We start from the raw sequence: 15,557 nt of genomic DNA, 5'->3' as shown, positions 1-15,557 counted from the left end.
ATCGGTACTACACTTAGAAGAGACGGCGGCTGTCGAGCAGAAACGTCACCGGTCCGTCGTTGACCAGCTCGACCTGCATCGTCGCGCGGAAGACGCCGGCGGCCACTTCGAGGCCGGAGGTCCCCAGGAGTTCCTTGAAATGCAGGTAGAGCGCCTCCGCCGTTTCCGGGTCCGCGGCATCGGTGAAGCCCGGACGGCGACCGCTGCGGCAATCGGCCATGATCGTGAACTGACTGACGACCAGCAGGCCGCCCCTAACGTCGACGACGCTCCGGTTCATCTTGCCCTGCTCGTCCTCGAACGCCCGCAGGTTCAGGATCTTATCGGCCAGGCGCGCGGCGTCCTCGGGGCCGTCTTCGCGGCCGACGCCAAGAAGCACGAGCCAGCCGCCGGCGATCCGGCCGACGCAGGCGCCGTCCACATCGACCGACGCCCGCGACACTCGTTGTACGACCGCACGCATCGCAGACGATCTCCGGCCGAAGGGTGGGACGACATCCGCAAACATCTTAACCCCGCTCGAAGCCGAATCAGAAGAGCTTGGAGCCCCGGCGTCGAGGTTTGACCGGCCTGGCGGCAGGCCGATGACGCGTCGTTCCGGGTGGTTGGCGGGGCGGATTGGTGATACCTTTGTGGGCGAGGACCGGAAACTGGATCGTCGAGCCCCGTGAGAACCGTCGGGCGAGGGCGTGAGGAGGCGGATTTGGAAGAGTCGAAAAACCTCCCGCTCCGGATCGGAGTCATCGGTCTGGGACGGCTCTGGGAGACCCGGCACAAGCCTTCCTTGGCGCGCTTCCACGACCGGTTCCGTGTCACGGCGGTGTACGATCAGGTCTACCGGAGGGCCGAGATCGAGGCCGCGCAGCTCGGCTGCACGCCGAGCGCGGGGCTGGCCGAGCTGATCGAGCGGCCCGACGTCGACGCAGTGTACCTGCTCTCGCCCCAGTGGTTCGGACTCCATCCGGTGCACCTGGCCTGCGCGGCCTCGAAGCCGATCTACTGCGCGTTGCCGCTGTCGGACGACCTGGCCGAACTGGAACTGCTGGTCAAGCGGGTCGAGGAGTCGGGCGTCGTCTTCATGCCCGAGTTCGCCCGTCGCTGCTATCCGGCCACGCTCCGACTCAAGGAACTACTCGCCACGACGTTGGGCCCATCGAGGCTGGTGATCGGGCATTCGCGACTCTTCGGCTTCGACCGCTACGCCGTGCCGGGGCCGACCACCCAGGTCGTCCCGGTGCCGCTGACGATCGATCCCGGCAGCTACCTGCTCGACTGGTGCTCGTTCCTCTTCCAGGCACCCCCTGAATCTATCTCGTCGGCCCGCTCGGTCGTCCTGCCCCCGGAGCAAGGCGCGAACGCCGAGGCCGATTTCGAGAGCTTCACGGCGGAGTTTCCCGGGGGGGCCGCCGCGCAGATTTCCTATAACCGCTACCACCGCACAGCCTGGGGCGAGGCCAGCCGGTTCCTGCCCCCCGCCGGCTTCCAGGTGTTCGCGGAGCGCGGCGCCGCCTGGCTCGAAATGCCCGACCGCATCCAGTGGTGGGACTCGACCGGCACCCACGAGGAGCGGCTGCCGCTGGAGCCCACCGTCGGCGACGTGCTCAACGACCAGTTCCATCGCCTCGTACGCCTGGAGCGGTCGTTCGCCCCCACAATCCGCGACGCCCTCGCCGTCGCCCGACTCGTCCACGACCTGCGCCGGAGCCAGACCGAGGGGATCGTCGTCGGCCGGGGGTCGCACGAGGCCGGGAAGTCCGATCCTCCGCCATTGAAATAGGACGAAAGCCGTGGCCCACGATCGCGAACGGGCATCCGGCGGTCGGCTCTGGCTCCTCCTCGCCGCGGCGGCCGGGGTCGTCGGCCTGCTGCTGGTCTGGGACTCGGCCCGAAGCCTGTCGGCGACCTACGATGAGGTCACCTACCTCAAGGTCGGCGCCCGCTGGTGGCGGACCGGCGAGCGGGTCGGGATCACCCGGATGGGCTCGCCGATCCTGTTCTGGAAGATCCAGCAGGCTCCCGTCTACTGGGTCCTCGACCGGATCGGCAAGGGAGCGCTGATCGATGCCCCCATCGAACGCCAGGCCGAGCTGCTGCCGCTGGTCCGAATCGGAGCGTCGTGGATCTGGCTGCTGGGCCTGGCGCTCACCGCCTGGTGGGCCCGACGGCTCAACGGTTCGAAGGCGATGGCGGCGGCCGCCTGGCTGTACGCCTTGAGCCCCAACCTGATCGCCCACGGGTCGCTGATCACGATGGAGACGCCTTTGACCACCGCGTCGACGGCGATGCTCATGGCCTTCTGGGCCTACTTGAACAACGGCCGCCGGCGCTGGTTCTGGACCTCGGCGATCCTCGGTGGGCTGGCGTTCTCGTGCAAGTTCTCGGTCGTGCTTTTCCCGCCCATCCTCGCCCTCGTCTGGTGGGCCGACGGCCTGCGCCGGGGGATGTCGCGGGGGGAGCTTGTCCGGCACACGGTCCAGAACGCGGTGGGCATGGCGGCGTACGTGGCGGCCCTGCTGCTGAGCGACTTCGCGCTGACTGGATTTTCGACTTTGCCCCTCAGCCCGGCAACCGGTGAGCACCCGAGCGCCGTCGGTCGGTTCGGCGCACTTGGGCCGCTGATCGCCCGGCTGTACGAGACGCCGCTTCCCCAGGATTGGGTCGGCTTTGCGACGCAGATGCATCACCAGCTCTCGGGAGGCCCAAGCTACCTGATGGGCCGAACCCGCATGACCGGCTGGTGGTACTACTACCTGGCGGCGGCGGCCGTGAAAGTCCCGCTCACGTTCTGGCTGCTCGCTGTCTGGCGGTTGGCGATCGCGGTCAGGCCCGAAGCCCGAAGCGGGCCGTCCGACCGGATGCTGATCCAGTTCATGGTCCTGTTCCTGATCGTCACGGCGGTCGGGTCGTCGCGGAACTACGGCTTCCGCTACCTCTTGCCCCTCGCGCCGCTGGCGATCGTCTGGGTCTCGCGGATCGCCCGCGACAAGCCGGACGCCCCACCTCGACGCCTGCGGATGCGCGAGGCGGTCGTCGCGCTCGGCCTCGTGGGGCAGGCGATCGCCGTGGCGGCCGTCCATCCCAACGAGCTGACGTATTTCCATGTTCTCGCGGGAGGACCGGTCGGCGGCCGGCGCATCCTGGCCGACTCGAACCTCGATTGGGGCCAGGGGCTCAAGTCGCTCGCACGACTCCAGCAAGCCCGTCCTGAATTCCGCGACCTGACTTTCTACTACTTCGGCGACACCGACCCGGCGTACTACGGCGTACTCGGAACATCCTACACGGTCAACGCCGTCGACGACCACTCGGCGCTGCCCACTCCGGAGACGGTGCGGACGGCGTACGTCGCCGTCTCGGCGTCGCTCCAGTTCGGCCCCTGGGCACCGCCCGGGTTCTTCCGGAAGCTCGACGGGGTCGAGCCGGTCGCGTTGACGGACGACGCGACGATCGCGATCTACCGATATGTCGACGCACGGATCGGCCGTGACGACCTACGTTCCGCGAGCGTTTCACGACATGTGCTTTGAGAAGGCGGCCTTCGCACGGCGGTCTCCGTGGGTCATTGGCGGTCAGATAGCGGACTCGGCGGAGGGATCTTCGTAAGTCGAGTCGACGCGGATCATCAGTCGCCGGAAGCGCGAGAAGATCCACAATCCTAGGCAGACGAAAGCGGCATACAAGGGCGCAAATACTAACGTGAACACAACCGCAACGACCGATCCGACCGCGAGCGCCGTAGGCCCATGAACCGGCCTCCTGTTTAGGAAGATCACGTCGACACCGAAGAAGCCGGCGACGCTGAACACGGCGAAGAGGATCAGGAGAGAGACGATTTGGCCGACGAGCAACGGCTTGAAAAACGCACGGGCTCGCGTTTCGCCGACGACGTTCGCCCGATCGTACTTTGAACTCATCCGGTCTTCTCCACTCTACGCGAGGCAACCATGGCCCCTCCCGATGACCCCGGGGTTACGAGGCGCACGAGAGACAATGCATGCATACTCGATAGTCAATCACATCCCGGACGAGATCTCAAGCCATCACGAGGGACAGCGAGTGGTGTTGAAATAGGACGTTTGACGGTCAGTAGAGGTCGCGGCCGCGCGAGAGGCGGTCTTCGAGGCCGTCGGCCAGGTCGGCGATCCGCCGCAGGAGCTTCTGGGAGTCGATCAGGGCGCAGAAAGCGACGGGGAGGTTCTCGACGAAGACGAAATACTCCTCGCCGCGCAGGACGCGGATGGCGAAGCAGCCGTCGGTCATGCGAGCGTTGAGCTTCAGGAGGATGCGGCAGTCGCGGTCGTTGACCGGCCCGCAGACCGAGACGAACGCGACCAGGGCGCGGCCCTCGGCGTCGACGCCCGCCGGGCCGAGGTAGACGGCCTGCCGGCGGTCGAGGCGCAACGGGACGGTCGCCTGCCAGCCGCGAGGGGCGGGGGCGATCTCGAAGCCGGAGCGCTCGACGAACGCGTGAATCGTCCGCTCGACGTCGGGGTCGGCGGGCTCGGGCGCCTCGTAGGGCCCGAGCGCCTCGGCCGCGGCACCGGCGTCGGGCTGCACGCCGCCCATCGGCAACCCGCAGCCCGCGCAGAAGCGGTCCGTCCCGTAGTTCGCGAGCGTGCAACGCGCGCAGACGATGGTCGCGGACGACATGGACCCGATCCTCTCTCAGTTCTCGCCGACCTCGAGCGAGGAGATCAGCTCGTCGAAGGCCTTGGAAGCTTCCTTCATGGTCTTGTCGGGTCCGACCATCTTCAGGAAGTAGCCGTACTTGTCGGTCACGACGATCGCGCCCAGGAGCCGGGCGTTGGGCCGGTCGGGCTCGGCGGGCATGCCGGGGAAGGCCGTGGGGTGGTACAAGCCCGAGGTCTCGACCCGGGTCGCCTCGGCGTTCTTCGCCTTGACCTTCTTGCTCTCGATCTTGGGGGTCTTGCCGTCGGCATCCTTGAACTGTTTCTGCCAACGCTCGACGTTGGCGTCGACGCTGCCGGCGCCGCCGGGGAACACGTAGACGACCAAGTCGGCCGGGAAGTCGTCGCCCTTGATCGGCTCGACCCGAAGCTGGGCCTTACGCATCTGGGACTTGGTCGGGACCGACTTCCACGACTCGGGCGCCTTGAAAGTCACTCCGCCCGCTTCGACCGTCTTCTTGGGATCGTCGGCGCCCATGAGGCCCGCGGCCACGACGAGGCTCGCGGCGACGCCGAAGAATCGACGAGCCTGGAAATACGTACGCTTCATGATTCGTCCTCTCTGTTGATTGATACGGTCGGCCGACGTCGCCGCTTGCGACGGGCCGAAATTGCGACTACCCTACGCGTGAGGTCTTCGTCCCGACGTCCGCAGCCCCGAGGAGCGCAGCCGTGACTCGATCCGCGATTGGTTGGCTTTGCCTCTGCCTGATCGGCCTCCCGTGCGCCCCGGCGCTCGCCCAGAAAAAAGCGCCCGGCGGCGCCAAGGTTCTGTTGCTCTCGGGAGGCCAGCGGGAGCATCACGGATACCGCGAACAGGCATTCTACCTTACCGCCGAGCTTGAGAACACCGGCCGCTACGAGGTGACCGTGACCGAGGAGGCCGCCGTTCTCGACACCCCGGCCCTGGCCAAGTACGACCTGGTCGTCGCCATCGCCGATCGCCGCGCGCCCGAGATCAAGCTCACCAAGGCCCAGCAATTGGCCCTCGTCGCCTTCGTCCAGTCGGGCAAGGGCTACGTCTCGATTCACGGCGGCGACAACGCTCCGGCCGACTGGGAACCCGAGTTCAAGCTCATGCTCGGCGGCGTCTTCTCGCACTTCGGACTTCCCGACGGCAAGGTCCGCAAGGGGGACTACACCGTCAAGATCGCCCAGCCCGACAATCCGGTCGCGAAGGGGCTCTCGGACTTCCCGCTCAAGGACGAGCTGTACTACCACCTCCAGATGACGCCCGGCGTCGAGCCGCTGGCCGTCGTCGAATTCGAGGGAGTCGCCTGGCCGATCGCATGGACCCAGACCTTCGGCAAGGGCCGCGTCTTCCACACCGTCTTCGGCCACCGCGACTTCGGGCCGGACAAGGACGACCCGCTCCGCAACCCCGGTTTCAACCGCTTGGTCCTCCAGGGGATCGACTGGGCAGCCGGGAAAAGATGAGTCAGCGCGGTTTCCAATCAGGTTGAGCACGACCTGAGGTGGATTCCTCCCAAATTCAAACCATCATGACGCCGTAGGAAACCCGGCCTCGTACAAGCCCGAAGCGCCAGCGAGTGCATTTCCGGTCGGCCAGTCGAAGCCGTGCACTCGCTGGCGTTTCGGGCTCGTATTTGGGGGCTCGGCATACCCGTCCCACCGGCTCAATCGACGATGTTGAGCTTGATCTCGTCGGAATTGCCCTTCAGCTCGGGCGCGTACATGGCCTCGGCTCGGGCGGGCAGGGCGTGGAACGCGCCGGGGATCTCGGCCCGCAGGCGGTACGAGACGCTGCGGCGGCCCCGGCCGAGCGACGGGACGAAGAACGCGACCCGCTCGTCGCGGAACTCGACGTAGGCGCCGAGGTCGTTGCCGTTGTAGCCGCTGCGGACCTCGACGGGCTCGAAGCCGGCCGCCTTGTAGTCCTCGAAGACGAGGTACTCGTAGTCGTTCTTGCTGTCGATCTCAAGCTCGACCTCGACCAGCTCGCCGCTCTTGAGCGTCGCCCCTTCGGGCAGCAGCTCGCGCTTGTACTTCTCGACGCGATGGCCGACGACCTGCCCTCGGCCCCCGGCCGCGTCGACCGTCTTGTCGTCGCGGATCAGGCGATAGACCTTGCGGTCGACCTTGATTTCGAGCCCGGCGCGGGTGATCGGGTCTTCGAGCGTGAAGTTGGTCAGGTAGGTGTTGTAGTAGAGCGGCCCGGTCCCCTTCTTGACGATCGAGATCTTGTGCTCGCCCGAGTCGAGTGCCTTGCCTTCAAGGGTCAGCGTGCCGTCGAAGCTGAACAGGTCGGCGGGGGTGATCCGGACCTCCTTGCGAGCCTGGCCGTCGACGGCAACCGTGACGGTCATGTCGGGCTTGTTCTCGCCGCTGGCCTTGAGGTATTCAGCCAGGGCCTCGATGTTGAACGCCGTGTCGCGGGTCGAGTTCCAGTAACAGCCGTGCTTGCGGTTGTTGAGGACGTACTTGACCAGCCTCGACGTGGTCCGGCCCTTGGGGTCGGTCCGGACGAGAAGTTTCAGATAGAAGGCGTCGGTCTCGGTGTCGCTGCCGTGCCAGCTCCACCAGTAGCCTTCGTTCGGAAGCTTCAGGTAGGCCGTCTGGTTCTCGTCGTCCTCGACAAGGTACTGGCGGACGTTCTGCAAAACCATCGCTAGCTTGTCGCGCTCGCCGATCCGTTCGAGAGCCAGGCCGAACAGACACTTGCCGTAGACGGCCAGGTGGGTGCGGTCGCGGTCGAGGAAGCCGAGCATCTTCTCGTTGCGGACTTCGGCGTCGCACAGGACCATGAAGACGAAAGCGTCGACGTCGTCGACGTTCTTCTTGTACGGCTTGACCTCGCTGACGCCGTTCTCCAGAAGCTGGACCTGCTTGGCCTGGTAGGTCGTGAGCCACGTCAGGCCGCGTTCGAGCATCCCCTCGGGAAGCGCCAGGTCGTTCTGCCGGCCGAGCTGGAGCCCGTGCACGACCAGGGCCGTCATGTGAGCCGAGGAGTGCTCGCCGAAGCCGGAGAACCAGCCCCAGCCGCCGTCGTCGAGCTGCATGTCGGCGAGCCGCTGAATGCCCGCGCGGGCCATCTTGACGACCTCGTCGACGTCGAAGACCGGGTTGCCGTCGCCGACCTTCAACCGCCTGGCCTGGTCGCGGCCGTCGCCCAACTGCTGGGCGTTGAGGTTCGTGTGCTTGTCGCGGACCGCCTTCAGATCGACGCCCAGGTCGATGATCGCCCGCTGGGTGATGACCGTGGGGAGGAACCGGTTGAGCGTCTGCTCGGTGCAGCCGTATGGGTAGTCGGCGAGGTAGGGCAGAGCGTCGACCAGCGCGCCGGCGAGGGTCGGCGAGTACCGCACTTCGAGCTTCGTCTGATCGGGGCGGCGGTCTTCGGGGACGCGCACAAACACCTGGCCCTCGTTCTCGTCTGGGCGAAGCGCGCCGGCGAAGGCTTCCATCTTGAGCATGCCGTGGACGTAGGCCGGGAAGCTCATCTGGGCGGCGTCGGAATCAACGTCCGAGAGCGCCTTCATGCGGATCACGGCCTGGCCTTCGTGCGCGACCTTCACCCGCCAGTCGACCCGGGTCTCGGAGCCGGCGGCGATCATGACGGTCTTCGACGTCTCGACCATCGGTTCGAGCACGCTGCCGTCGAGTTCAAGGATCACCTGGACCTGCTTCGCGTCCTTGAGCTTATTGTGGACGACCGCCGACAGCACGACCTCGTCCTTCTGGACGAAGAACCGAGGGGCCTGGAGCCGGACCAGAAGGTCCTTGGACGTGACGATCTCGGCCTCGGCCTGGCCGACCTGGGTCCCCTTGCCGAGCGTCCAGGCGCGGGTCTTCCAGGTGGTGAGACTGTCGGGCAGCGGGAACTCGACGTCCGCCGTCCCGTCGGGCCGGGCCTCGACGGCCGCCGCCCAGTACGCGGTGTCGGCGAAGTTCGTGCGGACGACGGGCTGGGGACCGTTCGGGACCGCAGCGGCCTTGTCCTTTTCGCCTACCTCGGCGGCGTCGCCCTTGGCCATCATCCGGGCACCTTCCATCTCGCCCCCCATACCGCCCATGCCGGCGGCCATCGGCGCGGGCGCCATCGCGGCCTGCATGCCGAACATCCGACGACCCGGCATCTGGAACGTGAACCCGACCTGCCATGGGGGCCCGCCGCCGGGGAATCCGCCGAACGCGCCCAGGGTTTGCATCGCGATCTCGCCCGGCTTGAGCAGGTTCCCGAAGTTGAGGTCGAGGCTCGAAGCGGTCTGCGGGTTGTGCGTCCGCTTCCAGTTCCAGAAGGCGTCCCTGATCTCGGGGACGTTCGAGCCGCCCGAGATGTACTCGACGGCCTTGTCGTAGACGGTCACGACGGTCGAGCCGGCGAACGGCTTGCCGTCGGGGCCGGTCAGCTTGAGGGCGATCTTGGCCTTCTCGCCGGGCTTGTACGTCGCCTGCGACGGAGTGACCTCGACGTTCACGACCCGCGACTCGGGGGGCACGGCGATCTCGCGGGCCTCGTCGAACACCTTGCCGCCGGCGATGGTCAGGGCCTCGATGAACATGTTGGGCATGTCGCGCGGCGCGACGTCGATCTCCTCGATCGTACTCTTCCCCTTGATCCGCACGACCCGGGGTGGAAGGTAGGTCCCCCCGACCGGGCGGACGAACAGCAGGACCGTCGAATCGACCTGGTTGGCGTTGATGAGCAGGCGGATCTTCTCGCCGGCCCGGTATTCCTTCTGCTCGGGGATGATCTCCAGGTCGTTGAACCGAAAGCTCGCGCCGTCGAAGCCCTGCCCGGTGACGGTCAGCAGATAGCCTCCTTCGATCGCGTGTCCCTGGCCGTCGTCGACCTCGGCCGAGAGCCGGTACTGGCCGTCCTGGGCGGCCTTGATCGTCTGATGCGTCTGACCGTCGGCGTCGAGGGTCAGCGGCCAGCTTTCGACGGCCGTCTCGACGGGCTTGCCGTCGGCCTCGTACGTGACCTTGAGGAGCTTGAGCGTCCCCTTGCCGACGACCGGCTTGTTGTCGAGCGTCTGAGCCCGGACGCCGGCCTCGATCACGTCGCCCGCGCGGTAATGACCGCGCTCGACCCACGTATAAACGGCGAACGGCTTGCGGGCGACCAGAACCTTGCCGTTGCCGACGATCGTCCGCCGCGACTGATCGACGACTTCAGCCTCGATCTCGTAACGATGGTCGTGGTTGGGGTGAGAGGCCTTGGCGAGCGCGGTGTCGATCTCGACCTCGATCGTGCCGTCGGGGCGGATCGGAACCTCGGCCTGGGCGACGACTTCGGGCGGCCCCTGGCGGCTTCCCCACCACGGCGGCGACCGGCGGAACATCCCCCACCGCGACCACCCGGGATACCACGAAGAGTCGGCCGCGAACCACCAGTAGCCCGAGCCGTAAAGCCAATCCCAGCGGCCGACCGGGAACCAACGCTCGTCGGCGTTGGTGCGGGTGACCTTGTACTTGACCTTCGCCTCGGTGACGGGGCCGCCGAAGTAGTAGTCGGCCTTGATCGTCGCCTTGACCTTCTCGCCGAGCATCACGGGCTTGGTCGGAGCGTCGACCTTGACCTCGAACTCGGGCTTCTTGTACTCCTCGACGCGGAACGTGCCGCCGCCGCGATCGACGACGACCGCCTGGTACGTCCCGAGCGCGGCGTCGGAGGGTAGCTCGAACGTGCCGTCGAAACCGCCGAACGCGTCGGAACGGAGGGTCTTGGTGAAGACCTTCTCACCCTTGGGATTGTGGATCTCGACCTGGAAATCCTGTCCGGCGAAGTCGGAGGCGTCGGGCTGGTCGTACCGCGACCGCGCGACCCAGAACTTGAACCGCACCGGGGCGCCGGGCCGGTACACGGGGCGGTCGGTGATCGTGTAAACGCGGACCTGATCGTACAACGGGTCTTGCCGGTCGATCCGCCAGACGTTCGAGAACCCGAGATGCGCAAGCCGTCCGTCGGCCGTCCGGGCGGTCGCCAGCCACTGAAACGGGCCTCTCTCGTCCGCTCGCGGCTCGGGGATCGGCGCGAAGACCTGGCCCGCGTCGTCGGTCCGGTACGCCTCGGTCTTGACGTCGGTCTCGAACTTGTTGGTCCCGATGATGTTCCGCATCCGCCAGCCGAACAGCTCGACGTCGGCGCCGGCGATCGGCTTGCCCGTCCGCGCATCGGCCGCGTAGTAATACGACTGCTTCTCCATCGGCTTGCGGATCAAGACTGTGTCGTCGAGCCAGACCACGATCCGGCTGGTGTTGCCCCCCTCGACCCGGGCGGTCAGCAGATAGGCGCCGGCTTTCTGCAAGGGAGTCGAGACGGTGATTCGCTTATCGAAATGGCCGGACAGAGGGTCGAGAGCGAGGTCCCAGCGCGCGACCGACTCGCCGAGATACTGCTGCTGATTCAGCGTCACCAGGCGTGTCCCGACGTCGTCGATGTTGAGCTGCTGCCAGTCGAGTTGGTGCGGTCGCGTGTTGATATAAGCCTTGACGTCGTCGAGCAGCTTGTCGAACAGGATGCGGTGGGCTTCGAAGTGGACGAGCCGGCCGTTGCGGAACCGATAGTCGACCGTCGCGCCGCGGCCCGCCGGCTGGGTCGCCAGGGTTCCGAACTCGCCCCATCCGCCGGTGATCTGGTCAAGTTGATTCTGATACGTCTTGTGAGGGTCGCCGTACTTCGCCTTTGCCAGCGCCCAGTATTCGGCCGAGCGGACGAACTGGCGGCGGTTGGCGAAGATCGACGCCAGCATCTGCACCGCGTCCTCAGCCTTGCCGGTCGAGGGCTTCTCGACTATCTCCTGGAAGATCTTGATTGGGTTGAACTCGTCGGGCAGAGTGAAGCGTTTGACACCCGTCGCCAGCCGCGCCATGGTCTCGTCGTCACGCAGAGTTTCGAACGCGTAGGGACTCGTAACGGGAGCTTCCCCGTCCTCGCCCTGGAAAGGTTCAACACCCGCGATCGTCTGAACGCCGAACTGGCTGAGCACGAACTGGCCGAGCGTGAAACGGACCGTGTTGACCAGTTCGGGATTGGCCTCCGCCGCTTGCGCGAGCGCCCACCGCCACCGCTGGCCGTCGTTCGCCGCCTTCTCGAAGCTCTCGGGAACCTGGTAATAGACCGGCTTGCCGTCGGCGTCGACGGGGGCACCCGTGGCGCCGCCGCCTCCGCCGCGCCATCCTCCGAAGTATTGCTGCTCGTCGTAGTCGGGGAGCGTCTCCAGCGAGGTCAGGCTCTGAAACCGCCAGGCGGCCCCGGGAATCCGCTCGAAGGCCAGGGCGTTCGCCAGGGTCAGGAAGAACCGTCCCGCCCGGTTCCGGTCGCGGTCGGCTTTCATCTGGGGCATGGCCTGAAGCAGCAATTGCAAGGCCCGGACGCGGTCGCGGTCGGCCGTGGCCACGAACCGCCCCGGCTGGCGCTGTCGCCCTCGGGAGAACTTGCCGGCGACGATCGATCCGTTGTGCTGGACGCCGTCCAGATAGCACTCGGCCACGGACGTGAGTACGCGGCCGTCGTTCTTCCACGCGGCGACGACGGCTTCGAGGAACTCGTCCGATTCGGCTTCACGCCCCAGTTGCGCCAGACATTGCAGCCCCTGACGCAACGACACGTCGACGTCGCCCTGATCGGCCGACGGGTTGAGGGCCAATGCGCGGTAGCCGTTATAGGCGTCCTTGAAATTCCCCTGCTTGAATAGGGCGTCGAACGCGTCCTTAGACCTGGGAGGCTCCGCGCCGAGGCGGCCGGCGAACGCGCCGCAGAGAATCGTCAGGGAACCCGCCGCGGCGATCAGAGCTAGACTCGACAGTTTCATGGTGACCTCGCACGAGTCGGGCGAAATGACGTCTCGCAGCCCGGAACGGAGATGGCATCCGTACTCTATCTATACGTTACTCACGGCGGTTTCTTAGGGGAACCGTCCGGCCGATCGCGCTCCCCTAACCGAACGAGACCTCGATCCGCGCCAACTCGTTGGGCATGAGGTCGAGGAGCACGGCGTCGCCGTCGACGTTGAGGTCGACGACGGCCTCGCCCTGGAAGTCGCACTGTCGCGCCCAGGTCGGGTTGCGGAAGAACCGGAGCCGGCAGCGGGCGGCCTGGCCGGCGGTCTCGACGAGGTGGACGACGAGGCCCCAGCCGCGGTCGTCGAAGGTCGTCGGCGTGAACCCGACGTGCGTGACCGCCACGGCCTTGTGGTCGACGTTCATCAGCCAGCCGCGATCGCCCATCGCGGGGGGGCCGTCGTCGGTCGCGACCACCGGAGCGGGGGAGGTCCAGTCCTGGGCCGCGTGGAACGGATGTTCGAGATCGAGGACGACCCCGACGCGGAAGTTGCGCCCGGTCTCTGAGCCGGCCACGAGCAGCGTGTCGAGCATCCGGCCGCCGGCCTTCTGGTGATAGGGGAGGCCGCCGAAGATCATCGCCGTGCGCTGGCGACGGGTCGAGACGTCGAGCGCGTCGGGCGTCTCCGGCCGCTCCAGCTCGCTCAGCTCGGGCGTGAAGAAAACCGTGCGCCTGAGCATCGCGCTCGAATCGGGCCAGGCCCAGCGGCAGGCGAGGTAATGTTTCCAGGGGTCGGCCCCGGCCGCGTTGGCGGCCCAGTTGGGGTCGATGTCACTCAGGGAGACGTCGATCTCGACGACCGGCCGGCCGGTCCAGAGTCGATAGCGAAGATCGACCCGCGCCAGCGCGCGGCCGTCGGCCGGATCGACGAGCCGTGACGTCGCGACCGCCTGGACGAGCGCCGGGCCGGCGTACTCGACCTCGAACCGTTCGCGCTTCATCCGAGAGACGATCGGCTTGCCGTCGGCCTCGCCGAGGCCCGTCATGATGAACTGCTGGCCCAGCCGGGCCGTCGATTCGCCGACCCCCATGATCCCCCGAATCCCCCCGCTCTCGTCGTCGATCTCCACCTCGATCGACTCGTTTTTGAGAACGCGCCCGCTCGCCGAGACGTTGCCGAGTGGCGCGGCGGGACGTTCGGGATCGCACTCGCGCGGAATCCAGGCGAATCCGAAGGCCGGCAGGTCGACGACCGCCGCCACTCCGTCGTCGGTCAGTTGCGCGGCGCGAAGGCCCCCTTCCGGACGCAGATCGGCCGCCGCGTCGGGCAGGACGACGGCGACACGCCGCGCCACGCCCAGGGGATTGACGACCAGGTAGCCCGGCCGCGGCTTCGGATGAGTGCTGGAACCCGCCGATCCAATCTTTCCGGCCAAGACTTTCGCCCACAGCGGTTCGAGCGTCTCCAGGGCCGTCGCCGCTTCGGCGTGCTTGCCGGTCTCGACAGCGTTCTCGACGGCCGCGACGTCGTCGGCCGGGTCGTGCTCATGAGGCTCGGCCGAAGCGCCTTGGAGGGCCGACGACAAGGCCAATGCCAGCGCCCGCGTCCACTGCACCGCTTCCACCCCCGCGCGGAGGCGGTGATGCCGGGCCAGCCGCGAGATCGGCTCGGGCTCGCGACGGGCCGCCGACTGCGCCAGATAAGGGGTCGCGTAGGCGTCAGGCTGGGGACGGAAGGTCTCGTAGGGCCGGTCGGTCAGGTGGAAGTAATCGTTGAGCGTCGTCCATCGGCCGAACACCGGCGAATGGGTCGCGGCGCGGCGGAGGTCGAGATACCACGAGGCGACCGGTGCCGGCCAGTGGACGAGCGGCACCGTCGCGACGTGGTCGTTGCGCATGGTCGTCGCGAGCAGCCAGGGGAACATCAGGCCCCGCGAAGGACGGTCGGCCGGCATGGGAACGCGCAGCAGGCTTTCGAGGTTCGAGCCGTCGGGGCTCTCCCACAGCCGCTTGGGCTCGGACCGGATCGGGAACTTGCCGCCGTCGAGGGCGAAGTGGACCGCGAACCGGAAGCCGAACCGGCGGGCGAGTTGCGGAACCTGGGTCGAGAGGCCGAACCGGCGACGGGCGAAGGTCTCGACGTTCCGCTCTTCGAGATGCTCGCGATAGACCGCGCCGCCGCGACGAAGCTGCCAGAAAGTCGATTCGAGGGGCAAGAGCGGGTCTTCGGCTTCGGAATACGCGCCGCCGACGACGTCGACCCAGCCGTCGGTGATCGCCTGGCAAAGGGCCGCGATCCGCTCCGGGTCCTGCCGGGCCTGGCTCTCAATCGCGTCGGCCTGGGCCAGAAATGTGATCGCCACCCGCGATTCCAGAGGGGCGGCCAGCGCGCCGGCCGGCAGCGCCGGGTCGAGCAGACAGAGGTCCAGCAGGTAGGCGTCGACGGGATAGGAGCGTTCACGGGCCTGGGTGAGCACCTCGAACGCGGCCCGGAGCCGGTTGACTGCGGTCGGCCGGTCGCCGTTTTGCCAGGCGTCGGCACCGGCGAGGGTCTCACGGGCCAGAGCCTCTTCGTTGATGGCGTCGTGGTGGCCCATCGCGATCGAGAGGTCGCGAACCAGCCAGTGAACCAGGCCGAGGGCCAGAAAGTCGCGGGCCGTGTCGATCATCGCGGCGTCGTCCGAAGTCTCGGGCGTGCCCACCGCGCCCAGAAGCTCCTGGATCTGCCTGATCATCGCGTCGCGGTCGGGGCCTGATTCAAGCAGGATCGCCCCGGCGTCGGCGGCCTGGGTCCGGTAGCCCGACGGCAGGAGGTTGAGCGTCCCGCCGACCGCCAGACGGATCTCGCGCGGCGTGGGGCCCGACGGGTCCTGGATCGGCTCGATCTTCGGCAAGCCCGACGCCCGCGCCAGCAATGAGGGATGCCAGAGGGCCGACACGGCGCACCAGGCGTTCTGGGCCGTCGCGTCCGAGAGGTCGGCGGGAGGCTGCTTGCCGTCGTCGGGGATCAGGGCGACGAGCGTCCAGCCGGTCCGAGGCGGCGAGGGCGGGGGCGGGGTCTCGGGCGAGACGGCTGGCTCGGCGGCGGATTCGGTCGGTTCGAGTTCGGGCGTGCTCATGCG

At 67.4% G+C, this 15,557-nt stretch carries 9 protein-coding genes; 3 read left to right on the top strand and 6 right to left on the bottom strand.

From position 1 onward, the window contains the following. Positions 1–13: 13 nt before the first annotated feature. The gene (gene dtd, locus BSF38_RS04150) at positions 14–463 is read right to left on the bottom strand and encodes a D-aminoacyl-tRNA deacylase (RefSeq protein ID WP_076343589.1); all 450 of its coding nucleotides are present in this window, start codon (positions 461–463) and stop codon (positions 14–16) included. A 240-nt stretch (positions 464–703) separates the two neighbouring features. On the opposite strand from dtd, the gene BSF38_RS04145 reads away from it, so the two are divergent. Together BSF38_RS04145 and BSF38_RS04140 are read left to right on the top strand one after the other, a co-directional pair. Then, positions 704–1,777, top strand: a complete 1,074-nt coding sequence (locus BSF38_RS04145) for a Gfo/Idh/MocA family protein (RefSeq protein ID WP_237170730.1) — start codon at positions 704–706, stop codon at positions 1,775–1,777. Between the two features lie 10 nt (positions 1,778–1,787). After that, positions 1,788–3,527, top strand: a complete 1,740-nt coding sequence (locus BSF38_RS04140) for a glycosyltransferase family 39 protein (RefSeq protein ID WP_076343588.1) — start codon at positions 1,788–1,790, stop codon at positions 3,525–3,527. A gap of 42 nt (positions 3,528–3,569) precedes the next feature. Here BSF38_RS04140 and BSF38_RS04135 read toward each other — a convergent pair whose 3' ends face one another. From BSF38_RS04135 to BSF38_RS04125, 3 genes are all read right to left on the bottom strand, one after another. Next, on the bottom strand, positions 3,570–3,914 hold the full coding sequence (locus BSF38_RS04135; protein ID WP_076343587.1) for a hypothetical protein: 345 nt from the start codon (positions 3,912–3,914) through the stop codon (positions 3,570–3,572). 169 nt (positions 3,915–4,083) lie between these two features. Next, positions 4,084–4,650, bottom strand: coding sequence for a hypothetical protein (locus BSF38_RS04130; RefSeq protein WP_076343586.1), 567 nt, complete (start codon positions 4,648–4,650; stop codon positions 4,084–4,086). 15 nt (positions 4,651–4,665) lie between these two features. Further along, entirely contained in the window at positions 4,666–5,238 is a 573-nt protein-coding gene (locus BSF38_RS04125; protein ID WP_076343585.1) for a hypothetical protein, read from the bottom strand. Positions 5,239–5,360: 122 nt separating this feature from the next. On the opposite strand from BSF38_RS04125, the gene BSF38_RS04120 reads away from it, so the two are divergent. Next, positions 5,361–6,125 (top strand): ThuA domain-containing protein, encoded by a 765-nt coding sequence (locus tag BSF38_RS04120; protein WP_076343584.1) that lies wholly within the window; start codon positions 5,361–5,363, stop codon positions 6,123–6,125. A gap of 200 nt (positions 6,126–6,325) precedes the next feature. On the opposite strand, the gene BSF38_RS04115 is transcribed toward BSF38_RS04120, so the two are convergent. Next, a complete protein-coding gene (locus BSF38_RS04115) occupies positions 6,326–12,466 on the bottom strand; it encodes an alpha-2-macroglobulin family protein (RefSeq protein WP_076343583.1) in 6,141 nt (2,046 codons plus the stop codon). 124 nt (positions 12,467–12,590) lie between these two features. Further along, on the bottom strand, positions 12,591–15,554 hold the full coding sequence (locus tag BSF38_RS04110; protein ID WP_076343582.1) for a glycoside hydrolase family 38 N-terminal domain-containing protein: 2,964 nt from the start codon (positions 15,552–15,554) through the stop codon (positions 12,591–12,593). Positions 15,555–15,557: the final 3 nt, after the last annotated feature.

The sequence above is a fragment of the Paludisphaera borealis genome (genome assembly GCF_001956985.1).
GTDB classification, from domain to species: Bacteria; Planctomycetota; Planctomycetia; order Isosphaerales; family Isosphaeraceae; genus Paludisphaera; species Paludisphaera borealis.
This window is presented reverse-complemented; position numbering and strand designations above follow the sequence as displayed.